The following is a 26,850-nucleotide window of genomic DNA, read 5'->3' as shown; positions in this document are numbered from 1 at the left end:
AGGAGTGGGAAGGAATGATATCGGAAAAAATCAATATCTCACTGGATCATCCCATCATGAAGGGCCATAAGGTCTTTGGTGAAGCGGTATTGCCCGGTCTTGCTTATATCGATTTGATTTATCAGGTTTTTCAGGAACACGGTTATGTATACAATGAGCTCGAATTGAAGCACGTTACGATTTATCAGCCTTTAACCGTAAGTGAAACGGCTGCAATCATTCTGACCATTCAATGTTCTGATAGCGGAGATGGAAAGTGGCTCATCTCCCTTTCAGGGCAGAAACAGCAAGGTGACGAGCTGTCAGACAATATACAATATGCGACGGCTGAAATGGTGAAAAGAGACGCTGTGACATTTGACGAAACCATTGATTTCGGCGATGTGAAGCAGTCAGGCAGATCTCTGAATCTTGATGACATGTATAACCGCTGCCTGGATCATGACTTGGTTCATTCCGGCATGATGAAATCGAACGGACGATTGTACGAAACAGAAGGCGGCATGCTGGCTGAGCTTTCTTGTGAAGAAGGAAAGGATTTCTTTTTATTCCATCCGGCCCTTTTGGATGCGAGCGGAATCGGGGCGAGCGGTTTGCTTTCTGAAACAAACCGGCTTCATCTGCCTTTATATTATGAATCGTTCACGGCCGCCGACAGACTGCAATCTGAGTGCACGGCGCGTATCGCCGCTTCCGGCGTCCGTCAGGAAAAAGAACTCACAACGATGACGATCGAGTACTTCAGCCGATCCGGACAAAAGGTGGCGGAGCTTAAAAACATTACGGGAAAAGCGGTTCGGCTCGAAGAAGACGCGAATACAGCCGAACAGAATCAACAGGCTGCAACTGAGCCGGAAAGCACAGATGAAAAAGACATCATTCTGTTTTTAAAGAAGCTTTTGGCAGATAAGCTTGGGCAGCCTTGGGAGACGCTGGACGTTCTTGCAGGCTACTACGAGCTTGGTCTGGATTCATCTTCTTTGCTTGAGATTGTACAGGATATCAGTAAAAAGACGGGTGCGGACCTCGCGCCCACTCTTCTCTTTGAATATACAAATATAAAAGAACTCGCAGCCTTTTTGAAAGAGACCGTTTCATTTGAATGTGCGGAACGTGCAGCCGAACCACAACGGTCTGAAGCTGAAACACCGGACGCGCCAGAACATCATAAAAACACCGGAGACATCGCGATTATCGGAATGGCCGGCCGCTATCCGAAAGCGAAAAGTGTGGCGGAGTTTTGGGAAAACCTTAAGGCAGGCACGGATTGCATCACTGAAGTTCCGAAGTCCCGCTGGGATTGGAAAACATATCAAAACGTAACGTCCCCGTCTGGAAAAACAGTATCAAAATGGGGCGGTTTCATTGACGATGCCGACTGTTTCGATCCGCAGTTTTTCAGAATCTCACCGCGTGAGGCGGAAACGATGGACCCGCAGGAGCGCCTGTTTTTAGAAACATGCTGGGAAACGATTGAAGATGCGGGGTATACGCCTGAAACGCTGGGAAATAAAGGGGAAAAACAGCATCCGATCGGCGTATTTGCAGGGGTGATGCATAAAGATTATTCCTTAATCGGCGCAGAACAATTATCTGAAACTGATCCTTTTCCGGTTTCACTGAATTATGCGCAGATCGCCAACAGAGTGTCCTATTATTGTGACTTCCACGGGCCGAGCATCGCGGTGGATACCGTTTGTTCCTCATCATTGACCGCCGTTCATCTGGCCATTGAAAGCATCCGCCGCGGCGAATGTGAGGCCGCGCTTGCGGGAGGGGTGAACTTGTCGCTGCACCCGGCGAAATATCTCAGCTACGGAAGCGTGGGCATGCACTCAAGTGACGGCCGCTGCCGTACATTCGGCGAGGGCGGGGACGGCTACGTTTCCGGAGAAGGAGTCGGTGCGGTCTTGCTCAAGCCGTTGGAAAAAGCCGAACAAGACGGCGACCGCATTTACGCGGTCATTAAAGGAAGCGCCGTTAATCACGTCGGGAAAGTAAGCGGAATTACCGTCCCGAGTCCTGCTGCACAGGCAGAAGTCATTAAGGCCTGTCTGAAAAAAGCAGGTATCAGCCCGCGGACCGTCAGCTATGTGGAAGCCCATGGCACGGGTACTTCGTTAGGAGACCCGATTGAAATTGAAGGTCTGTCAAAAGCGTTCAGCCAAGGGACGCAGGATCAGCAATTTTGTTCCATCGGTTCGGTCAAATCAAATATCGGTCACGCAGAATCAGCGGCGGGGATCAGCGGGTTAACAAAAGCGGCGCTGCAGCTTCATCACAAAACGCTTGTCAAATCACTGCATTCTGCGGAATTAAACCCTTACCTGAAATTTGAGGGATCTCCTTTTTACGTACAGCAGCAGACTGCTCCGTGGAAGCAGCCGGAAGCCGAAGAAAACGGAAAAGTCACACATTATCCGCGCCGGGCCGGACTCAGTTCCTTCGGTGCATCAGGTTCGAACGCCCATATCATTTTAGAAGAATACATTCAGCCTGAACAAAAAGCGCCTGCACCTGAGAACGATGCAGCAAAACTCATCCCGCTGTCAGCAAGAAATAAAGACAGGCTTCTGGCCTATGCGGAAAAACTAGCCCGATCGCTTTCAGAAAAGACGGTGCTGTCTGAACTGGCTTATACTCTTCAGACAGGACGTGAAGCAATGGAGGAAAGAGCTGTCTTCCTTGTAAATGACACCCGCGACTTGAAAGAAAAGCTGAATGATTTCGTAAAAGGAAACGAAAACATCCCCGGTCTTTGGCGCGGACAAGCCGAGCTGCCGGAGATGAGCGAAGCCGCTCCCGAGACGGATGATCCGATACGGCTTGCCGAGTTATGGGCAGAAGGGAAAATAATAGATTGGAATAGGCTGTACGCTTCGGGTAAACCGCGTAAAACAAGCGTTCCGACTTATCCGTTTGCAAAAGAACGCTATTGGATTCCGCAGCAGAAAAAACAGGAGAAAAGCCTTTCAGGCACAGTGCTGCATCCGCTTTTACAAGAAAATACGTCAGATTTTTCGCAGCAGCGCTTCACCTCTCTTTTTACGGGAGATGAATTTTTCCTATCTGACCATGTCGTCAACGGACAAAAAATACTGCCGGGCGTCGCCTATTTGGAAATGGCCAGAGAGGCGGTCAAAAAGGCTGCTGCCGTGACGGAAAAAGACCATAGCGTCACACTCAGACAGGTTGTTTGGGTCCGGCCGGTCATGATTGAAGACAAACCGAAGGAAATACATATTGCCCTTTACCCAGAAGACAATGGTGAGATTACCTATGAAATATACAGTGAGGCAGAAAACGGCGAAGATCCGGTTATTCACAGCCAGGGTGAAGCGGTCATTACCGAACCGGGAAGCGCCCAGATTGATATCGAGTCTGTCAAAGCTTCCTGCAATTTAGGAATCGTGACTGCGGAAGAATGTTACGGTGCTTTTGAGAAGATCGGTCTGGATTACGGAGAGGCATACAGGGGCGTACAGCAATTGCTGATCGGAGAAGACCGATTATTGGCTCGTATTTCACTCCCAGCAGCCGTACATGACAAAAAAGAACAGTATACGCTTCACCCGAGTATGATGGACGCCGCTTTTCACGCTTCCGTCGGTCTGCTTGTCCGCTCGATACATGAAGATGCAGACAGCCACGAGCTTTCTTTGCCGTTTGCGATGCAGGAGGTGGAAGTGTTTGGGCCGTGTCCTGAACATATCTGGTCATATATCCGGTACACAGAAGGCAGCAAAGCAGATGACAACGTAAGAAAATTTGACATTGATATGTGCGATGATGCCGGTACGGTTTATGTCCGGATGAAAGGCGCGTCCGTCCGGGCGCTTGACACAAGCCAAACAGCGGGCGGAGAAACCTCGGAGGCGCCTGTCGGCCATACGATGCTGATTCCGGCTTGGGAGCCTGTTGCGCTTGAAAAAGCCGGGGAAGCAGCGGCGGATAAGCAGACGGCAGTATTCGGCGGAACGGGTTCGAGACATACGCGCATAAAAGAACATCTGCCGAACGCTTCCTATTATCCGATCAGAAGTACGGATGATATCACATCTCTTACGCACATGCTTGAAGGACAAAAAGAACTGGAGCAAATCATTTGGCTTGCTCCGCAGGCTGAGAGTGCGGACAGCCTCAAAGAACAGGAAAGAAACGTTCTTCATGTGTTCAAGCTGATGAAAGCATTACTTGCCTTAGAGTACGGAGAAAAACGTTTGGACTGGTGCATCGTCACAGCAAATGCCCAGCCGTTTTCGGATCAAGACAGCGCCGACCCGTCACAAGCCGCAGTCAGCGGACTTGCCGGAACAATGGCGAAAGAATATCCGCATTGGCATATCCGCATGATTGACACAGAAACGGACGGCAGCTGGCCGATCGAAGAGGCGCTCAGTCTTTCTGCCGGGAAAAACGGTCAAATTTGGGCGTACCGCAATCAGCAGCTGTTTGAGCGGCAGCTGATACCGCTTGACAATATGCCGAAAAACGGCACGCTGTACCAAACAGGCGGGGTTTATGCCGTGATCGGAGGCGCCGGGTATCTTGGCGAGGCATGGAGTGAATACATGATCCGCCGCTACAAAGCACGCATCATTTGGATCGGAAGAAGCACACTGAATGATTCCATACAGGCGAAACTCGACCGGCTCAGCGCATTCGGCCCGGCGCCTGAATATGTTTCCGCCGATGCCGCCGACAGTGCTTCCTTAGAGAGGGCTTATCAGTTCATAAAAGAGCGCCACACAAAAATGAATGGAATCATCCACTCGGCAATGGATTTGTCTGAGCAAAGCTTAAGTAATATGAAGACAGAAGAGTTCAAATCGGTGCTGCGGGCAAAAGCCGATGTAAGTGTGTCCATGGCGGAGGTATTTGGACGGGAGCCGCTTGACTTTGCGCTCTTCTTCTCCTCGCTTGTGGCATTTATCCATAACGTGAAACAAAGCCATTATGCCGCGGGATGCGCTTTCAGTGACGCATTTGCGAAAGAACTTGATCAGACATGGAATTGTCCGGTCAAAGTGATGAATTGGGGCTATTGGGGCAACAGCGAAGCGGCTGAAGACGGCGATTTTATTCAGCTGATGGATCAGATCGGATTGGGATTGATCGAACCGGACGCTGCAATGGAGGCGCTTGAAACCCTTATGACGCTGCCGGTTGATCAGGCGGCTTTCATTCATACGACAAAACCGGTCGCAGTCGAAGGGATGAGTGAAAGAGAAAAGATTTCCGTTTATCCGCCTCAGCCGCTTGTCTTTTCACAACAGCCGAAGGTCGCTCCGCCCGGCGCACGTCTTGTTAGAGAGGCTGAACATCAGGAGCTCGATGATTATCTGTATCAGCTGTTGATCGCCCAGCTTAAAGAAGCAGACTTGCTGACGCCGCAAAGCCTTAAAGCGTATGAGCCCGAACATGAATACTTTAAAAAATGGCTCAATCAAACGATCGCTTTCCTTCTGGAACATGGCTATCTGGAAGGGAATGCGGATTCATATAAACTGTCGGCGCGAGCCGAAAACACAACCGCCTCCCTATGGAAAAAATGGGAGCAGGAAAAAGAGGAATGGCTCAACAACGCCGATACAAAAGCGATGACTGTTTTAGCCGAGACGATGCTTAAAGCACTGCCGGACATTCTGCGCGAAGACGTGCCGGCGACAGACATCATGTTCCCGCACTCTTCAATGGAACTTGTTGAAGGAATTTATAAGCACAATCAAGTCGCGGATTACTTTAACAGCGCCCTGTCAGATACATTAACGGCTTATGTGAAAGAAAACATCAGCAAACATTCAAAAGCCGAGATCCGCATCCTGGAAATCGGAGCGGGCACAGGCGGCACAAGCGCAGGCATATTTGAAAAGCTTAGGCCGTATCAAAACCATATAAAAGAATACTGTTACACCGATGTATCGAAAGCTTTTCTTGTGCATGCGGAGACGGAATACGGCAAACGGAATCCTTATCTGACGTATAAGCTTTTGAACGCAGAAGCGCCGCTTGCCGGCCAGGGCATAGAGCCGGGCGCATACGACATCGTCGTTGCGGCCAATGTGCTCCACGCGACGAAAGACATCCGCCAGACGCTGAGAAACGCCAAAGCCGTTTTAAAAGACAACGGTTTGCTGCTCTTAAATGAAATGGCGGGAAACAGCCTGTTCCCGCATATTACTTTCGGACTGCTTGAAGGCTGGTGGCTGCATGAAGATTCCGCCCTTCGTATTCCGGGGTGCCCGGGCTTGTATCCGGAAAGCTGGAAGCGCGTGTTAGAAAGTGAAGGCTGGCATTCTGTCTTCTTCCCGGCAGAAGCGGCACATGAATTAAGCCATCAGATTATAGCGGCAAAAAGCAACGGCATTGTTCGCCAAAAAACGCTTAACGCAGGGGCCGGAAAACGGACCGCTCCGCCAAAAGCAGCACATGCGCCGGAACTTCAGGCGCAAACAACGGTGCAAAAAGGCGACACGTCTTTAACAGAAAAAAGCACCGAGTACTTGAAAACGTTAATCGGAGAAACATTAAAAATTCCGCCGGCTCAAATTGATCCGAAAGCGCCGCTTGAAAAATACGGAATTGATTCTATCGTCGTCGTACAGCTGACAAACGCGTTACGAAATGTATTGGACCAAGTCAGCAGCACTTTATTTTTTGAATATCAGACGATTGAGGCGCTCGTCGCTCACTTAATCAAAACGAAAAAAGACGCGATGATCAAACTGACGGGACAAACGCCTGTTCAGGAAGAACGGAAGGCATCACCAGAACCGCAGGCTGTACAGCCGGCTAAGCCGCTTCGCACTGACTGGCGGCGGAGGAAAAAACGGGCAGCCAAAGAGACCGTCCGGCAAAGTTCGGTTCGCGACGTGGCCATCATCGGTGTTTCAGGACGCTACCCGCAGGCAAAAACAGCGGCTGAGCTTTGGGCTAATATTAAAAAAGGAAAAAACTGCATAGAAGAAATCCCGCGGGAACGCTGGAACTGGCAGGATTACTACGATGAAGAGAAAGGTAAAGAAGGCTCTATTTATACGAAATGGGGCGGCTTCATTGAGGATATGGACAAGTTTGATCCGCTGTTCTTTCAGATTTCTCCTTTGGAAGCGGAGCGAATGGACCCGCAGGAGCGATTATTTTTAGAAACGGTGTATGCGAGTATCGAGGATGCCGGCTATACGCCTGACAACCTGTGCCAAAGCAGAAAAATCGGTGTTTTTGCCGGCGCGATGAACAAAAACTACCCGACAGGCTACGGCTATTGGTCCATTGCCAACAGGGTATCTTACCTTTTTGATTTCCAAGGGCCGAGCATTGCCGTTGATACAGCCTGCTCTTCTTCTTTGACGGCCATTCATCTGGCGCTTGAGAGCATATACAGCAGTTCAAGCGAATGTGCGATTGCCGGGGGCGTAAACATAGTGACCGACCCGATCCATTATATGAATCTGTCAGTCATGAACATGCTTTCCGCAGGCGACACGTGCAAATCGTTCGGAGACCGCGCGGATGGTTTTGTCGACGGAGAAGGGGTAGGAGCGGTCGTATTAAAGCCGTTGGACCGAGCGATTGCCGACAACGATCACATTTACGGTGTGATTAAAGGAAGCACCATTAACAGCGGAGGCAAAACGAACGGATACACCGTTCCGAATCCGAATGCGCAGGCCGCCTTAATAAAAGAAGCTTTCGAAAGGGCAAACGTCCCGGCGCGCACCGTCAGTTATATTGAAGCCCACGGTACGGGGACCGCATTAGGAGATCCGATTGAAATCGCCGGATTAACGAAAGCATTTGAAGAGGATACAACAGACAAACAGTTTTGCGCCATCGGCTCCGCAAAATCAAATATCGGTCATTGTGAAAGCGCCGCGGGCATTGCGGGTCTGACAAAAATACTATTCCAGCTCAAAGACCGCCAAATTGCGCCGTCCCTGCACGCGGAACAGCTGAATCCGAATATTGATTTCGCGTATACGCCGTTTGCCGTTCAGCAGGAGCTCGGTGAGTGGAAACGTCCCGTCATCGGCGGCAAAGAGCTTCCGAGAAGGGCGGGGTTAAGCAGCTTCGGCGCGGGAGGAGCAAACGCCCACCTCGTCATAGAAGAATATACGGCAGACAAAGAGCCTGATGAGATGCCGGCAGATCAGCCCGCCATCATCGTCCTGTCCGCGAAAAACAGCGAACGGCTCACTGAAAAAGCAAAACAGCTCAGAGACGCCATCCGTGAAAAAAGATACAGCGGCAGCGACCTTATGAGCATAGCCTTTACTCTTCAGACGGGCCGGGTGCCGATGGAAGAGCGTCTCGGTTTTATCGTCCATTCACTTCATGAACTTGAAGAAAAACTGAATGGATTTACCTCCGGACAAAACAGCGCCGGACTGCACCGTGACGGCACGGAAGAAAACAAACGGATGCTTGCCGTATTTTCGGCGGATGATGATATGGAAACAATCATAGACGCTTGGATCAGCAAACGGAAATATTCTAAGCTGCTTGAGCTTTGGGTAAAAGGATTGGACATCGATTGGGCGAAATTATACGGAGACCGTCCTCCGGCCCGCATCAGCCTGCCTGCTTATCCGTTTGCGAAAGAACGCTTCTGGCATCAGCAGCCTGTACAAAGCAAGGCCGCGCCCGTTAACGCGCCGGCTGATGAAAGTGATCCGGCGGAACAATTTGAAGTAATGGCTTTTAGAGAAGTTCTTAAAGAACAGGCTCTGCCGGCAGCCGGAGAAAAGCAAGTCAAAACGGTGATTTCTTTCTTATCTGATCAGAAGAAGCAGCAGGAAGCCGTCTCTGTGATCAAATCGTATGACAATGACATTGACGTTATTTTTATCGCTCAGGGAGACCGGTATGAGGCTCTGTCCGCCGGCCGCTGCCAAGTGGTGCGGGAAGATCCGCAATCATATGTGAACGCTTTTGCGGATATTCAAAAAGAGTACGGTGAAGCTTCTGCCATTTTGTATTTATGGGCGCTTGAAGATAAAAGCTGCATCGAAGATTATTCATGTATCGTCCATATTCTCCAAGCAATGGCTGAGACCGGTCTGCAGCCGGAAAGGCTGTTATTGGCGGGGGAATATGCATCCGGTCTGGAAAGGTGCTACTTGGAATCATGGATCGGCTTTGAGCGTTCGCTCGGCATTGTTCTCCCGAAAACAAGTGTTACCGGCCACTTCAGAAAAGCCGGTGCGGCCATAACGGACTGGATGAGAACCATTTGGGACGAGCTGAAAGCTGAAACAGACCAAACCGTTTTCTTGGAAGAGGGAAAACGATATGTCTATCACACCGAACCAACCGGACTAACGAAAGAAAACGGCAGGATCAGAACCGGCGGAACATATCTCATTACAGGCGGATTAGGAGGGCTCGGCTACTTATTTGCCCGCCATCTCGCCCGGAACTACCAGGCAAATGTCATTCTCACGGGGCGGTCGCCGATCAATGAAGAAAAGAAAGAAAAAATGAAAGACCTGGAAAATCTCGGCGCAGGTGTTCTTTACGCCGAAGCCGATGTTTGTGATCCGATCGGAATGGGCGACTGCATCAAGCGCGCGAAAGAACGATTCGGAGCCATTCACGGCGTCATTCATGCGGCCGGCATCGAAAGCAGAACATCCGTCTTTGAAAATGAAATTGGGAATTTCCGCAGTACGCTTGAACCGAAAATAAACGGAAGCCTGCTTCTTGACGAGTGGCTGAAAAACGAAACGCCTGATTTCATCTGCTACTTTTCATCCACATCGGCTGTTTTAGGAGATTTCGGCTGCTGTGATTATGCGGTCGCGAACAGGTTCCAAATGGCGTATGCCAACTATAAAAACGAACAATCAGAAAGCGGAAACGCTTTTGTCATCAACTGGCCGGTCTGGAAAAACGGCGGAATGGCCGTCGGCGGTGAAGAGACGACGGGCATGTACCTGAAATCAAGCGGCCAGCGCCTGTTAGAAACAGATGAAGGCATTGAGCTATTTGAGCGCGTCATTTCTCAAGACAACACCCAGTGCCTTGTCATTGCCGGCGAAAGAAGCCGTGCCGAACGATTTTTAGGCATACGGCGGGACGATTCATCAAAACCGGATGCGCTTTTGGAAACCGTGAGCCGCCGCATCCCGGAAGAAAGCGCAGAAAAACGGCTCGAAGCGGATTTGAAAGAGCTGATACACAGTCTGCTGAAAATATCCAAAGATAAACTCGTCCTGCATAAAAACTGGGCGGAATTCGGATTTGATTCCATCTATTTAGCCAAATTTGCCGCTCTTTTGACGAGTCATTACGGCATTGAAGTCACTCCGGCGTTATTTTACAGCTATGCCACGCTCGGAGACGTCATCAGCTATTACTTGACAGAACACAAAGAAACGATCGAAACGTTTTACAGAACGGAAGAAACCGAAACAGAAGCCGCCGCTCCGGATAACAAGGAGTATACGGATCAGGAGATCATCGCCATGATGAAACAGGTCTCTGAGGGGACATTAGATTTTAAAAGAGTGCAAGACATCATAGAAGGGAGTAAGACCTATGAATCATAAAGAACTTCTCGATGCCTACAGATCAGGAACGCTCACCATCGCTGAAGTAGAACAAAAGCTTCAGGCTTTCAAGCGGACAACTGCAAAACGTCCGCTTTCTGAAGGCCAGAAAGGTTTGTGGATGCTTCAGAAAATGTTTCCGGAGATGAGCGCATATAACATTCCGTTATGCTTTCGTTTTCAAAAGCTGGATATCGAGACATTCAAAAACGCCCTTTTGTCCGTGCAGCGCCAGCACCCTATTTTGACCAGTGTGATAAAAGAGGAAAACGGCCTTCCGTATCAGATAGAAGATACGGATCGGCATTTTCCGATTGAAGAAATGGATCTTTCTGAATTAAGCGGGCGTGATGCGCTTACGTTTATTAAAGAAAAAGCAAAAGAACCGTTCTCGCTTGAAACCGGGCCGCTCCTGCGTGTTCAAGTATTCCGGCGGGCGAAGCGGGAGCCGATTGTGTTAATCACCATTCACCATATCATTTTTGACGGCGTCTCTCTTATGACGTTTATGTCGGCGCTGCTGGACGCTTATGTAAAAGCAAGCGAAGGCAAAGAACCTGTCATGCTTCAGCAGGCCGCAGATTATCATGACTTTGTGAAATGGGAAAAAGAGCTGCTGGAAAGCGAAGCGGGAAAAGCGCATCTCTCTTATTGGAAAAAGCAGCTGGAAGGACCGCTGCCGGTGCTTGAGCTTCCGTCGGATTATCCGAGATCATCGGTTCAAACTTGCAAAGGGCAGGCGTATCAGCGCTTGCTTCCTGATGAACTGAACCGGCAGATTAAAGTTTGCGCCCAAAAAAATAATGTCAATGAATCCGTTGTGTATCTCGCTATTTTCAAAGGACTGCTTTATCAATATACGAATCAGGAAGATGTCATCGTCGGCATGCCGACGATGGGGCGTTCTGAGGCTCAATTTGAGTCTGTCATCGGCTACTTTATTAATATGATCGCGGTCAGAAGCAGGGAGACGGGCGCCAAATCTTTTACGTCGTTTTTGAAGGAGCTGCAGCTGACACTGGCAGAAGGGCTGGACCATGCCGCGTATCCGTTTCCCGCGCTTGTCAAAGAATTGAAGACGGAACGCTCGCCTGCGGTGTCGCCTGTTTTTCAAACCGCGTTTTTCTATCAAAACTTCTTCCGGACGGAAGGAGCGGAAAAGCTGGCGGAACTATATCAATCACTCGGCATTGAAATGATAGAAGACATTCATCAGGAAGGCGAATTTGAGCTTGCGCTTGAAGTCTATAAAAAAGAAACGGGAACCGTCCTGCAATTTCTATACAACCCGGATGTCTACAGCCCTTCTTTCATCGAACGAATGGCGGAGCATTATATGAAACTGGCAGAAAAGGTGCTTTCTGATCCGGAGATCGCTTTTGAAGCCTGTTCCGGCCTGCTCAATCAAAAACGGGATGAAAGCCGTTCATCCCATCAGCCGAATGAGCGCTGCATTCATGAAGTGTTTGCGGAAAAAGCCGGACGCCACCCTGACAGAGAAGCCGTCACATTCGGTGAAAACAGTCTTACATATCGCGAATTAGATGAACGAAGCACGGCGCTCGCTGTGTACCTGCAAGAAAAGGGCGTCACACCGGAATGCCCGGTCGGCATTTGCACGGAGCGTTCTTTTGAGATGGTCATCGGCATCCTCGCCATTTTAAAAGCGGGAGGCGCGTATGTACCGCTGGACCCGGCTTTTCCAAACGAACGGATGGCCCACGTGTTGACTGACAGCGGCGTGTCAATCGTATTAACGCAGGAAAAGACGCGCGGCATGATTGAACAGTTGGCCATCAGCGGTGTGACCACGGTGGAAATTGAAAACAGCGGACGTTCTGTCAGCGGGGCAAAACTGACGCCGCGTTCAAAACCGCATCATCTCGCTTATATTCTATATACGTCCGGAAGCACGGGAAAACCGAAAGGCGTCATGGTTGAGCACAGGGCCATCATGAATACGCTGCAGTTTTTGGAAGCTGAGTATCCGGTCGCACAAGAGGATGCCTATCTGTTAAAAACGAATTACGTATTTGACGTTTCGATTTCTGAATTATTCGGCTGGTTTATTGGAAACGGACGGCTTGTCATTTTGCCGCCTGGTGCAGAAAAAAATCCGCAGCTTTGCATGGAACATATCCAAACCCACCAGGTCACGCATCTGAATTTTGCGCCCGCCGTGTTTAATGTATTTCTGGAAACGGTAAAGCGGCATACGGCATTTACAGAAGACGGCCCTGTGAAGTATGTGATGGTGGCCGGTGAGGCGTTTCCGAAAGATTTAGTTAAAAAGTCAGTTTCCATCTTCAAACATGCCAGAATTGAAAACATATACGGCCCGACGGAAACATCCATTTATGCCGCTTACTACAGCTGCGGCCAAAAGGAAATCACAAGCAGGAATACGCCGATCGGGAAACCGATTCACAATACGCGGCTTTATATCGTTGATGAAAAGCTCAGCCCCGTCCCTGACGGTGTGGCCGGGGAGCTTTGCGTGGCCGGCGCCGGTCTGGCCAGAGGCTATTACAATCAGCCTGAGCTGACGGCGGCATCATTTATTGATAATCCGTTTAGTGAAGGAGAAAAACTTTACAAGACAGGTGATTTGGCCAGATGGCTGCCTGACGGAAATATAGAATATGCCGGCCGGATTGACAGTCAGGTGAAAATTCGCGGCTTCCGCATCGAATTGGGAGCGATTGAAACGAAATTGAGCGAACATCCGGACATTCTTGATCAGGCGGTTGTGGTTCAGGAAAAGAACGGACATAAAAAGCTGATTGCTTATTATACGGCCCGCTCCGGTCATACGGCAGACGAAAAAGCGCTCCGCAACCATCTTTTATCGAGTCTGCCGGATTATATGGCGCCTGCCCATTTTATCCGCCTGGATGCACTGCCGTTAACACCGAGCGGAAAAGTGAACCGCAAAGACCTAAAACAGCGCAAGGTAATCGTTCACCGGTCTGAAAAGACGGGCAGACTGCCGTTATCAGAAGCGGAAGCGAAAGTGACCGCAATATGGGAAGACCTGCTGAATACGGCGGGCATCAAAATCGAAGACGGCTTTTTCGATGTGGGAGGCGACTCGCTTCTGGCTGTTGCGGCAGCAGAACGCATTAAACAGGAGCTGGAATGCGATTTTACCGTCACCGATTTATTCGAACACTCTACCATTCAGGCGATCAGCCGATTTATTGTTGAAACAAAACAGGCGGCTGAATCAGAGGCGTCCTGCCAAGATGAGAGAGAAAGAGAACAAACACCGCAAAACGGGGTGCCGTCTTACTTTGATGACAGTGTGGCGATAGTGGGGATTTCCTGCCAGTTCCCCGGCGCGAAAAATCATCATGAGTTTTGGAAGCAGTTAAGAGAAGGAAAGGAAAGCGTCCGGTTCTACTCGGAAGAAGAACTTCGGGAAGCCGGCGTGCCTGAAGATTTGATCGAAAATCCCGACTATGTGCCGGCATTATCGACGATAGAAGGAAAAGATCTCTTTGACCCTGAGTTCTTTCACATTTCTCCGAAAGACGCAGAATTTATGGATCCTCAGCTTCGGCTTCTGCTGCTTCATTCTTGGAAAGCCGTCGAGGACGCGGGATATGTATCGAAAGAGATTCCGAAGACAAGCGTTTATATGTCGGCAAGCAATAATTCGTATCGGTCGCTTTTGCCGGAAAAAACGACAGAAGGCCATGAATCTCCCGACGGCTATGTGTCATGGGTGTTAGCGCAGAGCGGCACGATTCCGACGATGGTTTCCCATAAGCTCGGATTAAAAGGGCCAAGCTATTTCGTTCATTCCAATTGCTCATCATCATTAGTCGGTCTTTATTCAGCCTACAAAAGCATAACGAGCGGAGAATCGGAATACGCGCTCGTCGGCGGAGCAACTCTGCATGCAGCGACCGGCATCGGCTATGTGCACCAAAACGGATTGAATTTTTCAAGCGACGGGCATGTCAAAGCATTTGACGCTTCAGCCGACGGTATGGCGGGCGGAGAAGGAGCTGCCGTCATTCTGCTGAAAAAGGCGTCACAAGCCGTTCAGGACGGAGATCACATATACGCCATGCTCAGAGGCATCGGTCTGAACAATGACGGAGCGGATAAAGTCGGTTTTTACGCACCGAGTGTAAAAGGTCAGACTGACGTCATCCAGCATGTTTTAGACAGCACGAATATTCACCCGGAGACGATTTCCTATATCGAAGCGCACGGCACTGGAACGACATTGGGTGATCCGATTGAAATGTCCGCGCTGCAGCAAGTGTATAAACGTTACACGGACCGGGAGCAGTATTGCGGGATCGGCTCCGTAAAAACGAATATCGGACATTTGGATACAGCAGCAGGTCTGGCCGGGTGCATCAAAGTCGCCATGAGTTTATATCATCGGGAGCTGGCGCCTACCATTAATTACACGTCACCGAATCCGAATATCAAATTCAGCGGTTCGCCGTTTTATGTGGCGGATAAGAGAAAACCGCTGCCGGAGAGAGAGACGCCGCACCGCGCAGCGTTAAGCTCATTCGGACTCGGAGGAACAAACGCACACGCCATTTTTGAACAGTATGAAAACAAAACGATCAGCGGATCAAATGACGGACAGCCGCCTTATATCGTTCCGCTGTCCGCGAGAAATAAGCAGCGTCTTACTGCCTATGCATCTTGTTTATCCGGCTTTCTGGATGAAGCCGAAAACGATGTTTCCTTGCATGATCTGGCATTTACGTATCAGACCGGACGTGAAGCGATGGAAGAGAGAGCCGTTTTTATCAGTCATGATCGTCACGATTTGAAGCGTCAGCTGCAGGATTTCATCAACGGCAATGACCAAAACATCTTACGGGGCGAAAAAGTGAGAAGCAGAGAAGTGTCAGCTCAGGAGATGGAAGAGCTTGCGGCATGTCAGACACGGGATGAAAAGCTGAAAGCACTCGCGGCGCTCTGGCTTGAAGGAGCGCGTGTCGATTGGGGCTTATTGTATCCGGATTCCGCGCCGCAAAGAATCAGTGCGCCGACCTACCCGTTCGCAGAGGAGCGCTTCTGGCCGGAAGAAACCGTGAAGCAAACGGATACCAAGCTTTTGCATCCGCTGGTACATCAGAATACATCCGTCTTGCAGGAGCAGCGGTTCAGTTCGGAATTCACGGGAAAAGAGTATTTTATTGCCGAGCATATCATTAAAGGAATGGCGATCGTGCCGGCTGCCGTTACCCTTGAGATGGCACGGGCCGCGGCGGAGAAAAGCATCGGCGGGGCAACAGAGGAATCTCTGGGCCTGCGCTTAAAGAATATTGTATGGGTCCGTCCGGTGATAGCCGATCAGGAGGCTGTCCGTGTCCATATCGGACTTTATGAAGAAGAGGACGGACAGATTCATTACAGAATGTACGGGGGTAACGATTCTATCGGTGAAGAAGCTCCTCTTTATAATCAGGGCATCGCTGAAATCATCCGGAAGGAACCGGAGGAAGCGGCGGATATTGAGCAGCTGAAGCGCCGATGCACGCAGGGAACAATCGAATCTCAAGCGTTTTACAAAGGAATGATTGGTGCTGATTACGGGCCGGGTTACAAAGGGGTGCAGCTTGTATACAAAGGCGAAGACCGGCTGCTTGCTAAATTGAAGCTTCCTGAATCCGTCTCTCATACAAAAGCTGATTATATCCTTCATCCGAGTATGATGGACGGTGCGCTTCAGGCCGCCGAATATTTGCAAAACGTGACGAGAGCGCTGCTTGCAGAAAGCGGGGAACCATTCAAAGCCGCATTGCCGTTTGCTTTAGAGGAGCTGGACGTTCTGAATCCGTGCGCTGATGATATGTGGGTGCACGTCACATTCAGTGCGAACAATAAAGCCGGCGATTCTATCCAAAAAGCCGATATTGATTTATATGACAATAACGGCGGGCTTTGTGTGCGGATGAGAGGTTTCTCAACACGGATCATGGAAGAAAACGCGGGTGCCGGCGTTTCGGTCAGCCGTACGGACACATTGCTAGCTGAACCGGTCTGGAAAGAGCAGCCGGAACCGGCCGATCACGAGCCTTCGTATGAAGAGCATATCATTTTTCTTTGTGAGTACGATGAAGCCGTAAAACAGGCCGTGGAAGCAAAGCTTGAACATGCAAGCGTCATTATCTTGGACGATCGTCCCGCATCTATTGCAGAGCGGTATCATTCTTATGCGGGCCAGCTGTTTAACCATATCAAAACCATAATGAAAGGCAAGCCGAAGGGCAGCGTTCTTTTTCAGGCTGTTACGCGGTCAGCAGGCTTACAGCAGGTGTTCTCAGGCATTACCGGCCTCTTCAAAACCGCATGCCTTGAACATTCCAAGCTGATTTGTCAAATGATCGAAGCCGAGGAGAAAGAAAGTGCTGAAGGCATAGCGGAAAAAGCGTCCGAAAACCGTATGCATGCCGAAAGCGTCCATGTGAAATATGAAAACGGCAAGCGCTTTGCCGCTGATTGGGGAGAGATGGATATTTCTCAAGCGGAGCCGGACATTCCGTGGAAAGACGAAGGCGTTTATCTCATTACAGGAGGTGCCGGAGGTTTAGGTCTGATCTTTGCAAAAGAGATCGCAAACTGTACAAAAGACGCCGTCATCATACTAACCGGCCGGTCCGCTCTCAGAGAAAAGCAGAAAGACATGCTGGAAACAGTACGTGCTGCCGGCGCTTCTGTTTTCTACGAGCAGACCGATGTCACGGACGAAGCAGAAGTATACCGATTGATCCGCAATATCCGCAAACGGCATGGCAGGCTGGACGGGATTGTTCACAGTGCCGGCATTATAAAAGACAACTACATGGTGAAGAAGACGACAGAGGAATTCCAACACGTTCTCGCTCCGAAAGTGAAGGGCCTTGTGTATCTTGATGAAGCGTCACAACATGAGAAATTAGATGTCTTTATTGTCTTTTCATCCTTATCAGGTGTGCTTGGAAGCGTCGGCCAGGCTGATTATGCGTCTGCAAATGTCTTTATGGAGATGTATGCCGAGTACCGCCGTTCTTTACAAGCCGCAGGACAAAGATACGGAAAGACGCTTTCTGTCAGCTGGCCGTTATGGAAAGAAGGCGGAATGCAGGCAGGAAAGCAGACGGAAGATATGCTGATGCAGGAGGCGGGAATCGCACCGCTCGGCACAGATGCCGGCATCAAGGCTTTATATCAAGGCTTGATGAGCGGGACAGCCCGGATGACGGTTGTTGAAGGAGATGTGAAACACATGAAAGCAAAACTGTTCCGCAAAGAGAATGATCATCCGGAAGCAGAGACCGGCGTACGTCATGACATTGATGCTGACAGCCTGCTTGAAAAAGTGAAGCATCTGTTAAAACAGCAGACGGCCTCACTGTTAAAAGTAAACATTGACAAAATTGATCCTCATGAAGAAATGACAAAATACGGGCTGGATTCCATCTCGATGACTGAGTTTACGAACCAGTTAAACAAAACGTACCGGCTTACGTTAACGCCGACGATTTTCTTTGATCATCCGACAATCCATGAATTTGCCGTTCATTTAATCAGTGAATACGAAGAGGAATTTGCCGGACGGTTTGCGGTAAATACAAAAACGGTTCAATCGGCAAGACCGGTAAAAGAGACTCAAATCACGCGCCCGGCCGTTAAGCGACGACGCACTCTGCCTGAGACACTTCCGCAGACAGTGCAGCGGGGCCAAGGGCCGGAACCGATCGCAATCGTAGGCATCAGCGGGATTTTCCCGATGGCAGAAGATATTGAAGCTTTCTGGCAGAACCTGAAAGAAGGCAAAGACTGCATGACCGAGATTCCGAAAGACCGCTGGGACTGGCGGGACTATTACGGGGATCCCGCAAAAGAAGCCAATAAAACAAACGTCAACCAAGGCGGATTTATTGACGGAATTGCTGAATTTGATCCGTTATTTTTCGGGATTTCACCCCGGGAAGCGGAGCAAATGGACCCTCAGCAGCGCCTCTTGCTGACGTACGCGTGGAAAGCGATCGAAGATGCCGGGTATGCGTCAAAGAGTCTCTCAGGCACAAAGACAGGTGTGTTTATCGGGACCGGAAATACCGGCTACGGTTCTCTTTTAGCCAATGCCGATGCGGAGATTGAAGGGTCATCCGCGGCGAATACAAGTCCGTCTGTCGGACCGAACCGTGTCAGCTATACGCTCAATCTGCACGGGCCGAGCGAGCCGATTGATACAGCCTGCTCAAGCTCGCTCGTTGCCATACACCATGCCGTTTCTTCAATTGAAGAAGGGACGTGCGACATGGCTTTGGCGGGAGGAATCAATACGATTGTTCTTCCGGATGTGTATATCAGCTTTGATAAAGCGGGCGCGCTGAGTAAAGAAGGAAGATGCAAAACGTTCTCTGATCAGGCTGACGGTTTTGCCCATGGTGAAGGAGCGGGTCTCTTTTTCCTCAAAAAGCTGAAAGCCGCTGAGGCGGATGGGGATCATATTTACGGCGTCATTAAAGGAAGCGCGGTGAATCACGGCGGCCGCGCGGCATCTTTAACAACGCCTAACCCGAAACAACAGGCGGAAGTCATTAAAGCCGCATACAAAAAAGCGGGCATTGATCCGAAAACAGTCTCTTATATCGAAGCGCACGGCACCGGAACAGAACTGGGAGATCCCGTTGAAATTAACGGCCTGAAACAAGCGTTCAGCTCGTTTGCAGACGGAAAAGAGAAAGCGGCCGGCTATTGCGGCTTAGGGTCGGTCAAAACGAATATCGGCCATTTATCCCTTGCCGCGGGAGCAGCGGGCATTATTAAAATTTTGCTGCAGATGAAGCATCGGACACTAGTAAAAAGTCTCCACTGTGAGACGGTAAATCCGTACATTCAGCTTGAAGACAGCCCGTTTTATCTGGTGCGGGAGACGATGGAATGGAAGACGCAGACGGACGAACGCGGAAACGAACAGCCTCGCCGCGCGGGCATCAGCTCATTCGGCATCGGAGGCGTAAATGCCCACGTCGTCATCGAAGAATACATTCCAGAAGACAGAGAGGAAGCAGATGATTCTCATATCGACCCATGTCTTTTCGTTCTGTCCGCCAAAAATGAAAAACGCCTGAAAGAGCAGGCAAAACAGCTGAAACGTGTGCTTACTGAAAAACGGTACAATCAATCCTCCCTCGTTTCTATGGCATATACCCTCCAAATCGGAAGGGACGCCATGGAAGAACGCCTGGCGGTTATTGCCGGATCTGCAGAAGAACTGCAGGAAAAACTGTCACAGTTTATCACTGGAGATAAGCACGCGGACTTGTACAGAGGAAGAATAGACAAAGGCACGCTGCAAATGCTGACGGAAGATGAAGAAATTCAAGAAGCCGTTGAAAAATGGATGGCACGCGGCAAATACGCGAAGCTGCTTGAATTATGGGTCAAAGGGCTGAACGTCGATTGGGCGAAGCTGTATGGAGACCGGCCGCCTAAACGCATGAGCCTGCCGTCGTATCCTTTTGCAAAAGACCGCTATTGGGCGGCAAAAAGCACCGGAAAACACGAAAAAACAAGCACTGTATCTGCCGGAAAACAAGACGCGCTTCATCCGCTTCTGCACAGAAATACTTCAAATCTTGCAGAACAGCGGTTCAGTTCAATCTATACAGGAAAAGAATTTTACCTTGCGGACCATGTTGTAAAAGGCGTACCGATTTTACCGGGAGTGGCACATCTTGAAATGGCGCGCGCAGCAATGGAACAGGCATCTGAAGTTCCGGCCGGACAAGGAAGCGTCAAGCTTAAGAATACGGTTTGGGTGCGGCCGATCACCATTGAAGACGAGCCGGTTCATGTCAACATCCGTCTCATTCCTGAAACGGCAAATGACGTTCAATTTGACATTTACAGCGGCCGGAAAACAGATCAGCCGTCCGTTTACAGCCAAGGGGCAGTATCAGTCCGCCCTGACGCCGAGGCACCGGTCATTGATCTCCAAAAGCTGAGATCACAATCCGCCGAGACACCGTTTTCTGCAGATGAAGTGTACGATATGTACCGCAAAATCGGTTTTGATTACGGCCCGGCTTTCCGGGGTGTCAAAGCGATTTATACAGGTGATGATTTCGTATTGGGCAGACTGTCACTTGATGCGGCTTGTGCGGACACGGTACAGGAGTATGTCATGCATCCGGGCTTAATGGACTCTGCATTGCAGGCATCAAGCATATTAACCGGAACAAATGATGAAAAACTGATGCTTCCGTTTGCGGTTCAGGAGCTTGAAGTATTCAGCGCATGCGCTGCCGAGATGTGGGTTTACGCCAGACTTTCTGAAGACCACAAAGCCGGCCAGATTGAAAAACGCGATCTTGATATTTGTGATGAAAACGGCAAGGTTTGCGTAAGGCTGAAAGGTTTGTCATTCAGAACGGCTGAAAAAGAACCTGAGAAAAAAGAAAAAGCTCCGGTAACGCTCATGCTTGAGCCGGTATGGACCCGAAGCGATGAAACCGCCGTTCAAACGGAACCGGTTTTTGCCCGGCATATCGTGTTGCTTTGTGACACAGACGCCGGATTGAAACAAGCCGTTGAAGCCGCGGGAGCTGAATGTATTGAAATGACCTCCCGGCACGGGAAAGCGGCGGCGCGCTTCCGAGATTATACAGGACGGATATTGGAGACGCTGCAAAAACTGCTGAAGGAAGAGACGGATGGAGACGTCCTCATGCAGACGGTTCTCTCTAAAACAGATAAGCATCAGCTGCTCTCAGGCATTTCAGCTTTGTTAAAAACAGCCGGCCTGGAACATAAAAAACTGAAAACCCAGCTGATTGAAATAGAACCGGCGGAAAACGGCAGAATCACAGACATTATCAGAGAAAATAAAACATGGGCTGATGACAGCCATATCAAATATGAAAACGGCATCCGATACAGCGCAGATGTCAAAGAAACGGCCGTGTCCGGCGGCAAAATACGCATTCCATGGAACGACGGAGGCATATATCTCATTACCGGAGGAGCCGGGGGCTTAGGCTTTATCTTCGCGAAAGAAATCGCCCGCAAAGTCAAAGAGCCGACACTGGTTTTGACAGGCCGTTCCGCATTAAGCGAGAATCAGCGGATGCAGCTGCAATCGCTTGAATCACTCGGAGCAAAAGCGGAATACAAGCAGGCTGACGTAACAAACGCTCAAGCTGCGGCAGACCTGGTCAAAACAATTGAGACGGAATATGGCGGCCTTCACGGCATCATTCATAGCGCGGGTGTGATGAAAGATCAGTATATCGCAAAGAAAACAACCGAAGAGTTTTACAGTGTATTGGCTCCTAAAACGGACGGATTTGTAAACCTTGATGAAGCAACCGAGCATTTAGCGCTGGACTTTTTCATCGTTTTCTCATCCATTTCCGGCGTCACCGGGAATGCGGGACAGGCGGATTATGCGGCGGCAAACGCATTTATGGACAGCTATGCGGCATACCGCAACGCACTGGTTACCGCAATGTACCGCCACGGTCACACATTGTCGGTCAATTGGCCGCTGTGGAAAAACGGCGGAATGCAAGTCAATGAAGAAATGGCGAAGCTCACCGAAAAAAGAACCGGCGTAACACCGATGCGCACTGAGACCGGAATAGAAGCTCTTTACAAAGCATGGAGCATGGGGAAAACAAGCGTGCTCGTCATGGAAGGAAACCGCGCCGTAATGCGGGAAAAGCTGCTTCAAAAGACTCCTGCAGCCGCTTTTGCACCGGTTAAGAAAACGGATGAAACGCCTGCGCCGAAAGACCTGACGGCAAAACTTCAGGAATTGCTGGCAAACGAGGTTTCCGGGCTTCTGAAAATAAACATTGAAGAAATCGATATCGAATTGGAGTTTAATCAATACGGATTTGATTCCATTACGCTGACGGAATTCGCCAACAAGCTGAATGACACTTATCAGCTTGATCTGACACCGACCGTATTTTTTGAATATGCGACGATTCAAGCCTTGGCGCATCATTTAGCAGAAGACTATCAAACACAATTTGCCGGCAGCACACAGCCGAAAGAAGAAAAACAAAGCGGTGTATCAGATGATGGCGGCATCAGACTGGCGGGGAACAAACGATTTGCAAAAACTGCCGTACAGCCTGTTCAGACGGCGGCTGAACATAAACCGGAACCGATCGCCATTGTCGGCATGAGCGGAGTGTTTCCGAAGGCCGCAAATATTGATGAGTATTGGCGCAACTTAGAAGAGGGAAAAGACTGTATAACAGAGGTGCCGGCGGATCGCTGGGACTGGCGTGAGTATTACGGTGACCCGCTAAATGAAGCCAACAAAACAAATGTAAAGTGGGGCGGATTTATTGACGGAGTTGCGGATTTTGATCCGCTGTTCTTCGGAATTTCACCGCTGGAAGCCGAACAGATGGATCCCCAGCAGCGCTTGTTAATGATGTATGCGTGGAAGGCGATAGAAGATGCGGGATATTCCGCTAAAAGCCTTTCCGGCACGAAAACAGGCCTGTATATCGGCACGGGGAATACCGGATACGGCTCACTGTTTTCCGACCTGGATATCGGCGGTGCGTCAGCCGCAAATATGAGTCCGTCAGCGGGGCCGAACCGCGTCAGCTATATGCTTAATCTGCACGGGCCGAGTGAACCGATCGACACGGCTTGTTCCAGCTCGCTGGTCGCGATTCATCACGCCGTATGCGCCATTGAAAACGGGAACTGCGATATGGCGATCGCCGGCGGCGTGAATACCGTCGTCACACCGCAAGGCCACATCGCTTATGACAAAGCCGGCGCTCTGAGCAAAGAAGGGAAATGTAAAACATTCTCCGACAGGGCGGACGGATTTGCCGTCAGTGAAGGTGCCGGAATTCTGTTTTTGAAAAAGCTGTCAGAAGCGGAAAAAGCGGGCGATCATATCTACGGCGTCATTAAAGGCAGCGCGGTCAACCACGGCGGACGTGCGAACTCCTTGACGACGCCGAATCCGAAAGCCCAGGCGGAAGTCGTCAGAACGGCTTATGACAAAGCAGGCATTGATCCGAGAACAGTCACTTATATTGAAGCGCACGGAACCGGAACGGAGCTTGGCGATCCGGTCGAAATCAACGGCCTGAAATCCGCCTTTCAAAAGCTGTACGAAAAAACAGGCGATCCCGCCGTTTACGCGAGTCACTGCGGTCTGGGATCGGCCAAAACCAATATCGGCCACCTGTCACTGGCAGCAGGTGTCGCGGGTGTGATCAAAGTGCTGATGCAGATGAAGCATAAAACACTTGCAAAAAGCCTCCACAGCGAGGTCATCAACCCGTATATCAAGCTGAAAGACAGTCCGTTTTACATCGTACAGGAAAAAAGAGAATGGACGGCATTGAAAGACGAAAACGGCAATCTTCTGCCGCGCCGTGCGGGAATCAGTTCTTTCGGCATCGGCGGCGTAAACGCCCATGTCGTCATTGAAGAATATATCCCGAAGGAAGAAAGAAAAACAGCTGTTTTCACACACCCTCAAATCTTTGTGCTGTCGGCCAAAGAAGAAGAACGTCTGCAGGAACAGGCGCAGCAGCTGGCGCAAGCTTCTTTTACGGATGCGGATCTTGCCGATGTTGCTTACACGCTTCAGCAGGGGCGTGATGCCATGGAAGAAAGAGCGGCCATTATCGCTTCCTCGGCCGAAGAACTGCGGGACAAGCTAAAGAGCTGTGCGAAAGGACGTTATGATATAGCGGGCATTTATAAAGGAAAAGCGGGTAAAACCTCCCTGAAATCCATTCTGGCAGGCGCAAACGGGGAAGCGGATATCGAAGAGCTGATAAGCCGCCGAGAGAATGACAAGCTTGCGGAATTATGGGTGCAGGGCGCGGATATCAAATGGGACGGCCTATATTCTGATATCAAGCCTCAACGGATGAGTCTTCCTGCTTACCCGTTTGCGAAAGAGCGGTACTGGATCACGGATAATCGGCCGAAAGCAGAGAAACCGCAAGCTGTGCCGACGTCGCGGGTGCTGCACCCGCTGCTTCACGAAAATGTATCAGATTTAACAGAGCAGCGGTACCGATCCGAATTTACGGGACAAGAGACGATTTTCACCGATCATCTTATTAAAGGCAAGCCGGTTATGCCGGGCGTTGCCTACTTGGAAATGGCTAGGGCGGCGGTTGCTCAGGCACTCAAAGGGCAAAAGGAACGTCCATCTGTCACCCGCCTGAAAAACATCGTTTGGGTTCGGCCGATCGAAGCGGGAAACCGCCCGATTGAAGCGCAGATCAGCCTGAACCCGAGGGAAAACGGTGAAATCGTGTATGACGTTTACACGGATTCACAAACAGAAGCAAGCGGCAGGCAGATACACTGTCAGGGGGCTGCCGGCATTCTCAGCGCCGGGGAGGCTCCGCACCGTGATATAGGCGCACTGAAAGCTCAATGCGGCCTCAGTATACTGACTTCTGAACAGTGTTACAGCTTATTCAGCAAAATCGGCATTGACTACGGTCCCGGACAACAAGGAATTCAGCAGATTCATATCGGAAGCAATCAAGCATTAGCTGAGCTCCGGCTGCCTTCCTTCCTCGAAGAAACGGCAGATCAATACGTTCTTCACCCGTGTATGCTTGATTCAGCTTTGCAAGCGACAATCGGTCTGAAGCTGCACGCAGATGATAACCAGCTGTCACTGCCGTTCGCCCTTGAAGAACTGGACATTTTCAGCCCGTGCACGACAAGCATGTGGGCGTATGTCAGCTCCCGGGGAACGGATGAAAAAATACAGCGTATGGACATTGACTTATGCGATGAGACAGGCCGGGTCTGTGTCAGAATTAAAGGGATTTCTTCCAGAATGATGGAAGGCCCCGCGCCGGAAACATCATTAAATGGAGCAAACCTTCTGGCTCCGGTGTGGGATCTCGCGGAATTCCGTGATCAAAGCCCGGCATATAAGACGGAAGAGGTTGTCTTTATCGCGGGGGATGAGGAAAGCGCGGCTTTTCAATTGCATCATCCTTCTGCGAAACGGCTTCATATCAACCCGGAGGATGAAATAGAGGCTGTTGCGGCTGAACTGAAAGCAACAGGGTCTTTCGGGCATATCGTATGGATCGCTCCTTTTCACAGCGCTGATGACATGGTAAAAGCTCAGGATGCGGGCGTCATTCAGATGTACAGAGTGATTAAGGCCATGCTTGCTTTAGGATATGGAGGCAAGCGAATCAGCTTGACTTCAGTCACAATAAAAACACAGTCCGTACAGCCGGCGGACATTATTGATCCGGCTCATGCAGGCATTCACGGTTTGGTCGGCTCGCTCGCAAAAGAGTATCCGAACTGGCAAACAAGGCTGATTGATGCCGGCTGTCCGGAAGATGTTTCAAAGGCGGAGCTGTTCTCAGCGCCGTTTGATGAGCAAGGCAATACATGGGCGTACCGGAACAATCACTGGTACAAACAGCGCCTTATTCCTGTACAGCAGCCGGTGTCAAGCCGGCCCGCCTACCAAAAAGGCGGCGTTTATGTCGTCATCGGCGGCGCGGGGGGCATCGGCGAGGCATGGAGCGAATATGCCGTGAAAACGTATCAGGCGCGAGTCGTTTGGATCGGCAGACGAAAACATAACAGCGCCATCCAGGAAAAAATCGACAGACTCAGCCAATTCGGCCCGGCTCCGATTTATATTGAAGCTGACGCGGCAAATCCGAATGAGCTCACACGGGCGTATGAAACGATCAAACGCACGCACCCGCAAATTAACGGAATCATCCATTCCGCAATTGTTTTAGAGGATCAGAGCCTGGCAAATATGCCGGAAAGCCGTTTGAAAAGCGTGCTCGCTGCGAAAGTCAATGTCAGCGTGAATATGGCCCGCGTGTTCCAAAATGAGCCGCTGGACTTTGCTTTGTTCTTCTCATCTGTTCAATCATTTGCACGAGCGGCCGGACAAAGCAATTATGCTGCCGGATGCAGTTTCAAAGATGCCTTTGCCGCTCATTTGGCTAAAACGCGGCCGTATTCGGCGGCAGTGATGAATTGGAGCTACTGGGGCAGTGTCGGAATCGTATCATCTGCCGACTATCAAGAACGGATGAAACAGGCGGGAGTCGGATCAATTGAAGCGCCGGAAGCAATGGCGGCGCTTGAACGATTGCTCGGCGGCCCGTTGAATCAGTTGGTCATGATGAAACAGGCGGAAGAGCCGGAGGAAAAACCGGAAGAAATGATAGAAGTATACCCTGAACATCACGGCTCGGCGATGCAAAAACTGCGAAGCTATCAGCCTAAAGTAACAAGACATGTACAACAATTGAGTTAAGGAGGGGAC

2 protein-coding genes are annotated in these 26,850 nt (G+C 50.2%); both read left to right on the top strand.

Annotated features, from left to right (window positions below):
- Positions 1-14 precede the first annotated feature (14 nt).
- The gene (locus ABK447_RS11945) at positions 15-10,550 is read left to right on the top strand and encodes an SDR family NAD(P)-dependent oxidoreductase (RefSeq protein ID WP_221663954.1); all 10,536 of its coding nucleotides are present in this window, start codon (positions 15-17) and stop codon (positions 10,548-10,550) included.
- The gene (locus ABK447_RS11940) at positions 10,540-26,841 is read left to right on the top strand and encodes a non-ribosomal peptide synthetase (RefSeq protein WP_124934931.1); all 16,302 of its coding nucleotides are present in this window, start codon (positions 10,540-10,542) and stop codon (positions 26,839-26,841) included. The genes ABK447_RS11945 and ABK447_RS11940 overlap by 11 nt, the downstream gene beginning before the upstream one ends.
- Positions 26,842-26,850: the final 9 nt, after the last annotated feature.

The organism is Bacillus sp. hwrm1, assembly GCF_040207805.1.
GTDB classification, from domain to species: Bacteria; Bacillota; Bacilli; order Bacillales; family Bacillaceae; genus Bacillus; species Bacillus velezensis.
The sequence above is the reverse complement of the archived record's forward strand: the minus strand, read 5'-3'. Positions and strand labels throughout refer to the sequence as shown.

Coding starts and splice junctions, on each gene's coding strand:
- ABK447_RS11945 (WP_221663954.1), top strand. CDS start 15: ATGATATCGGAAAAAATCAATATCTCACTGGATCATCCCATCATGAAG.
- ABK447_RS11940 (WP_124934931.1), top strand. CDS start 10,540: ATGAATCATAAAGAACTTCTCGATGCCTACAGATCAGGAACGCTCACC.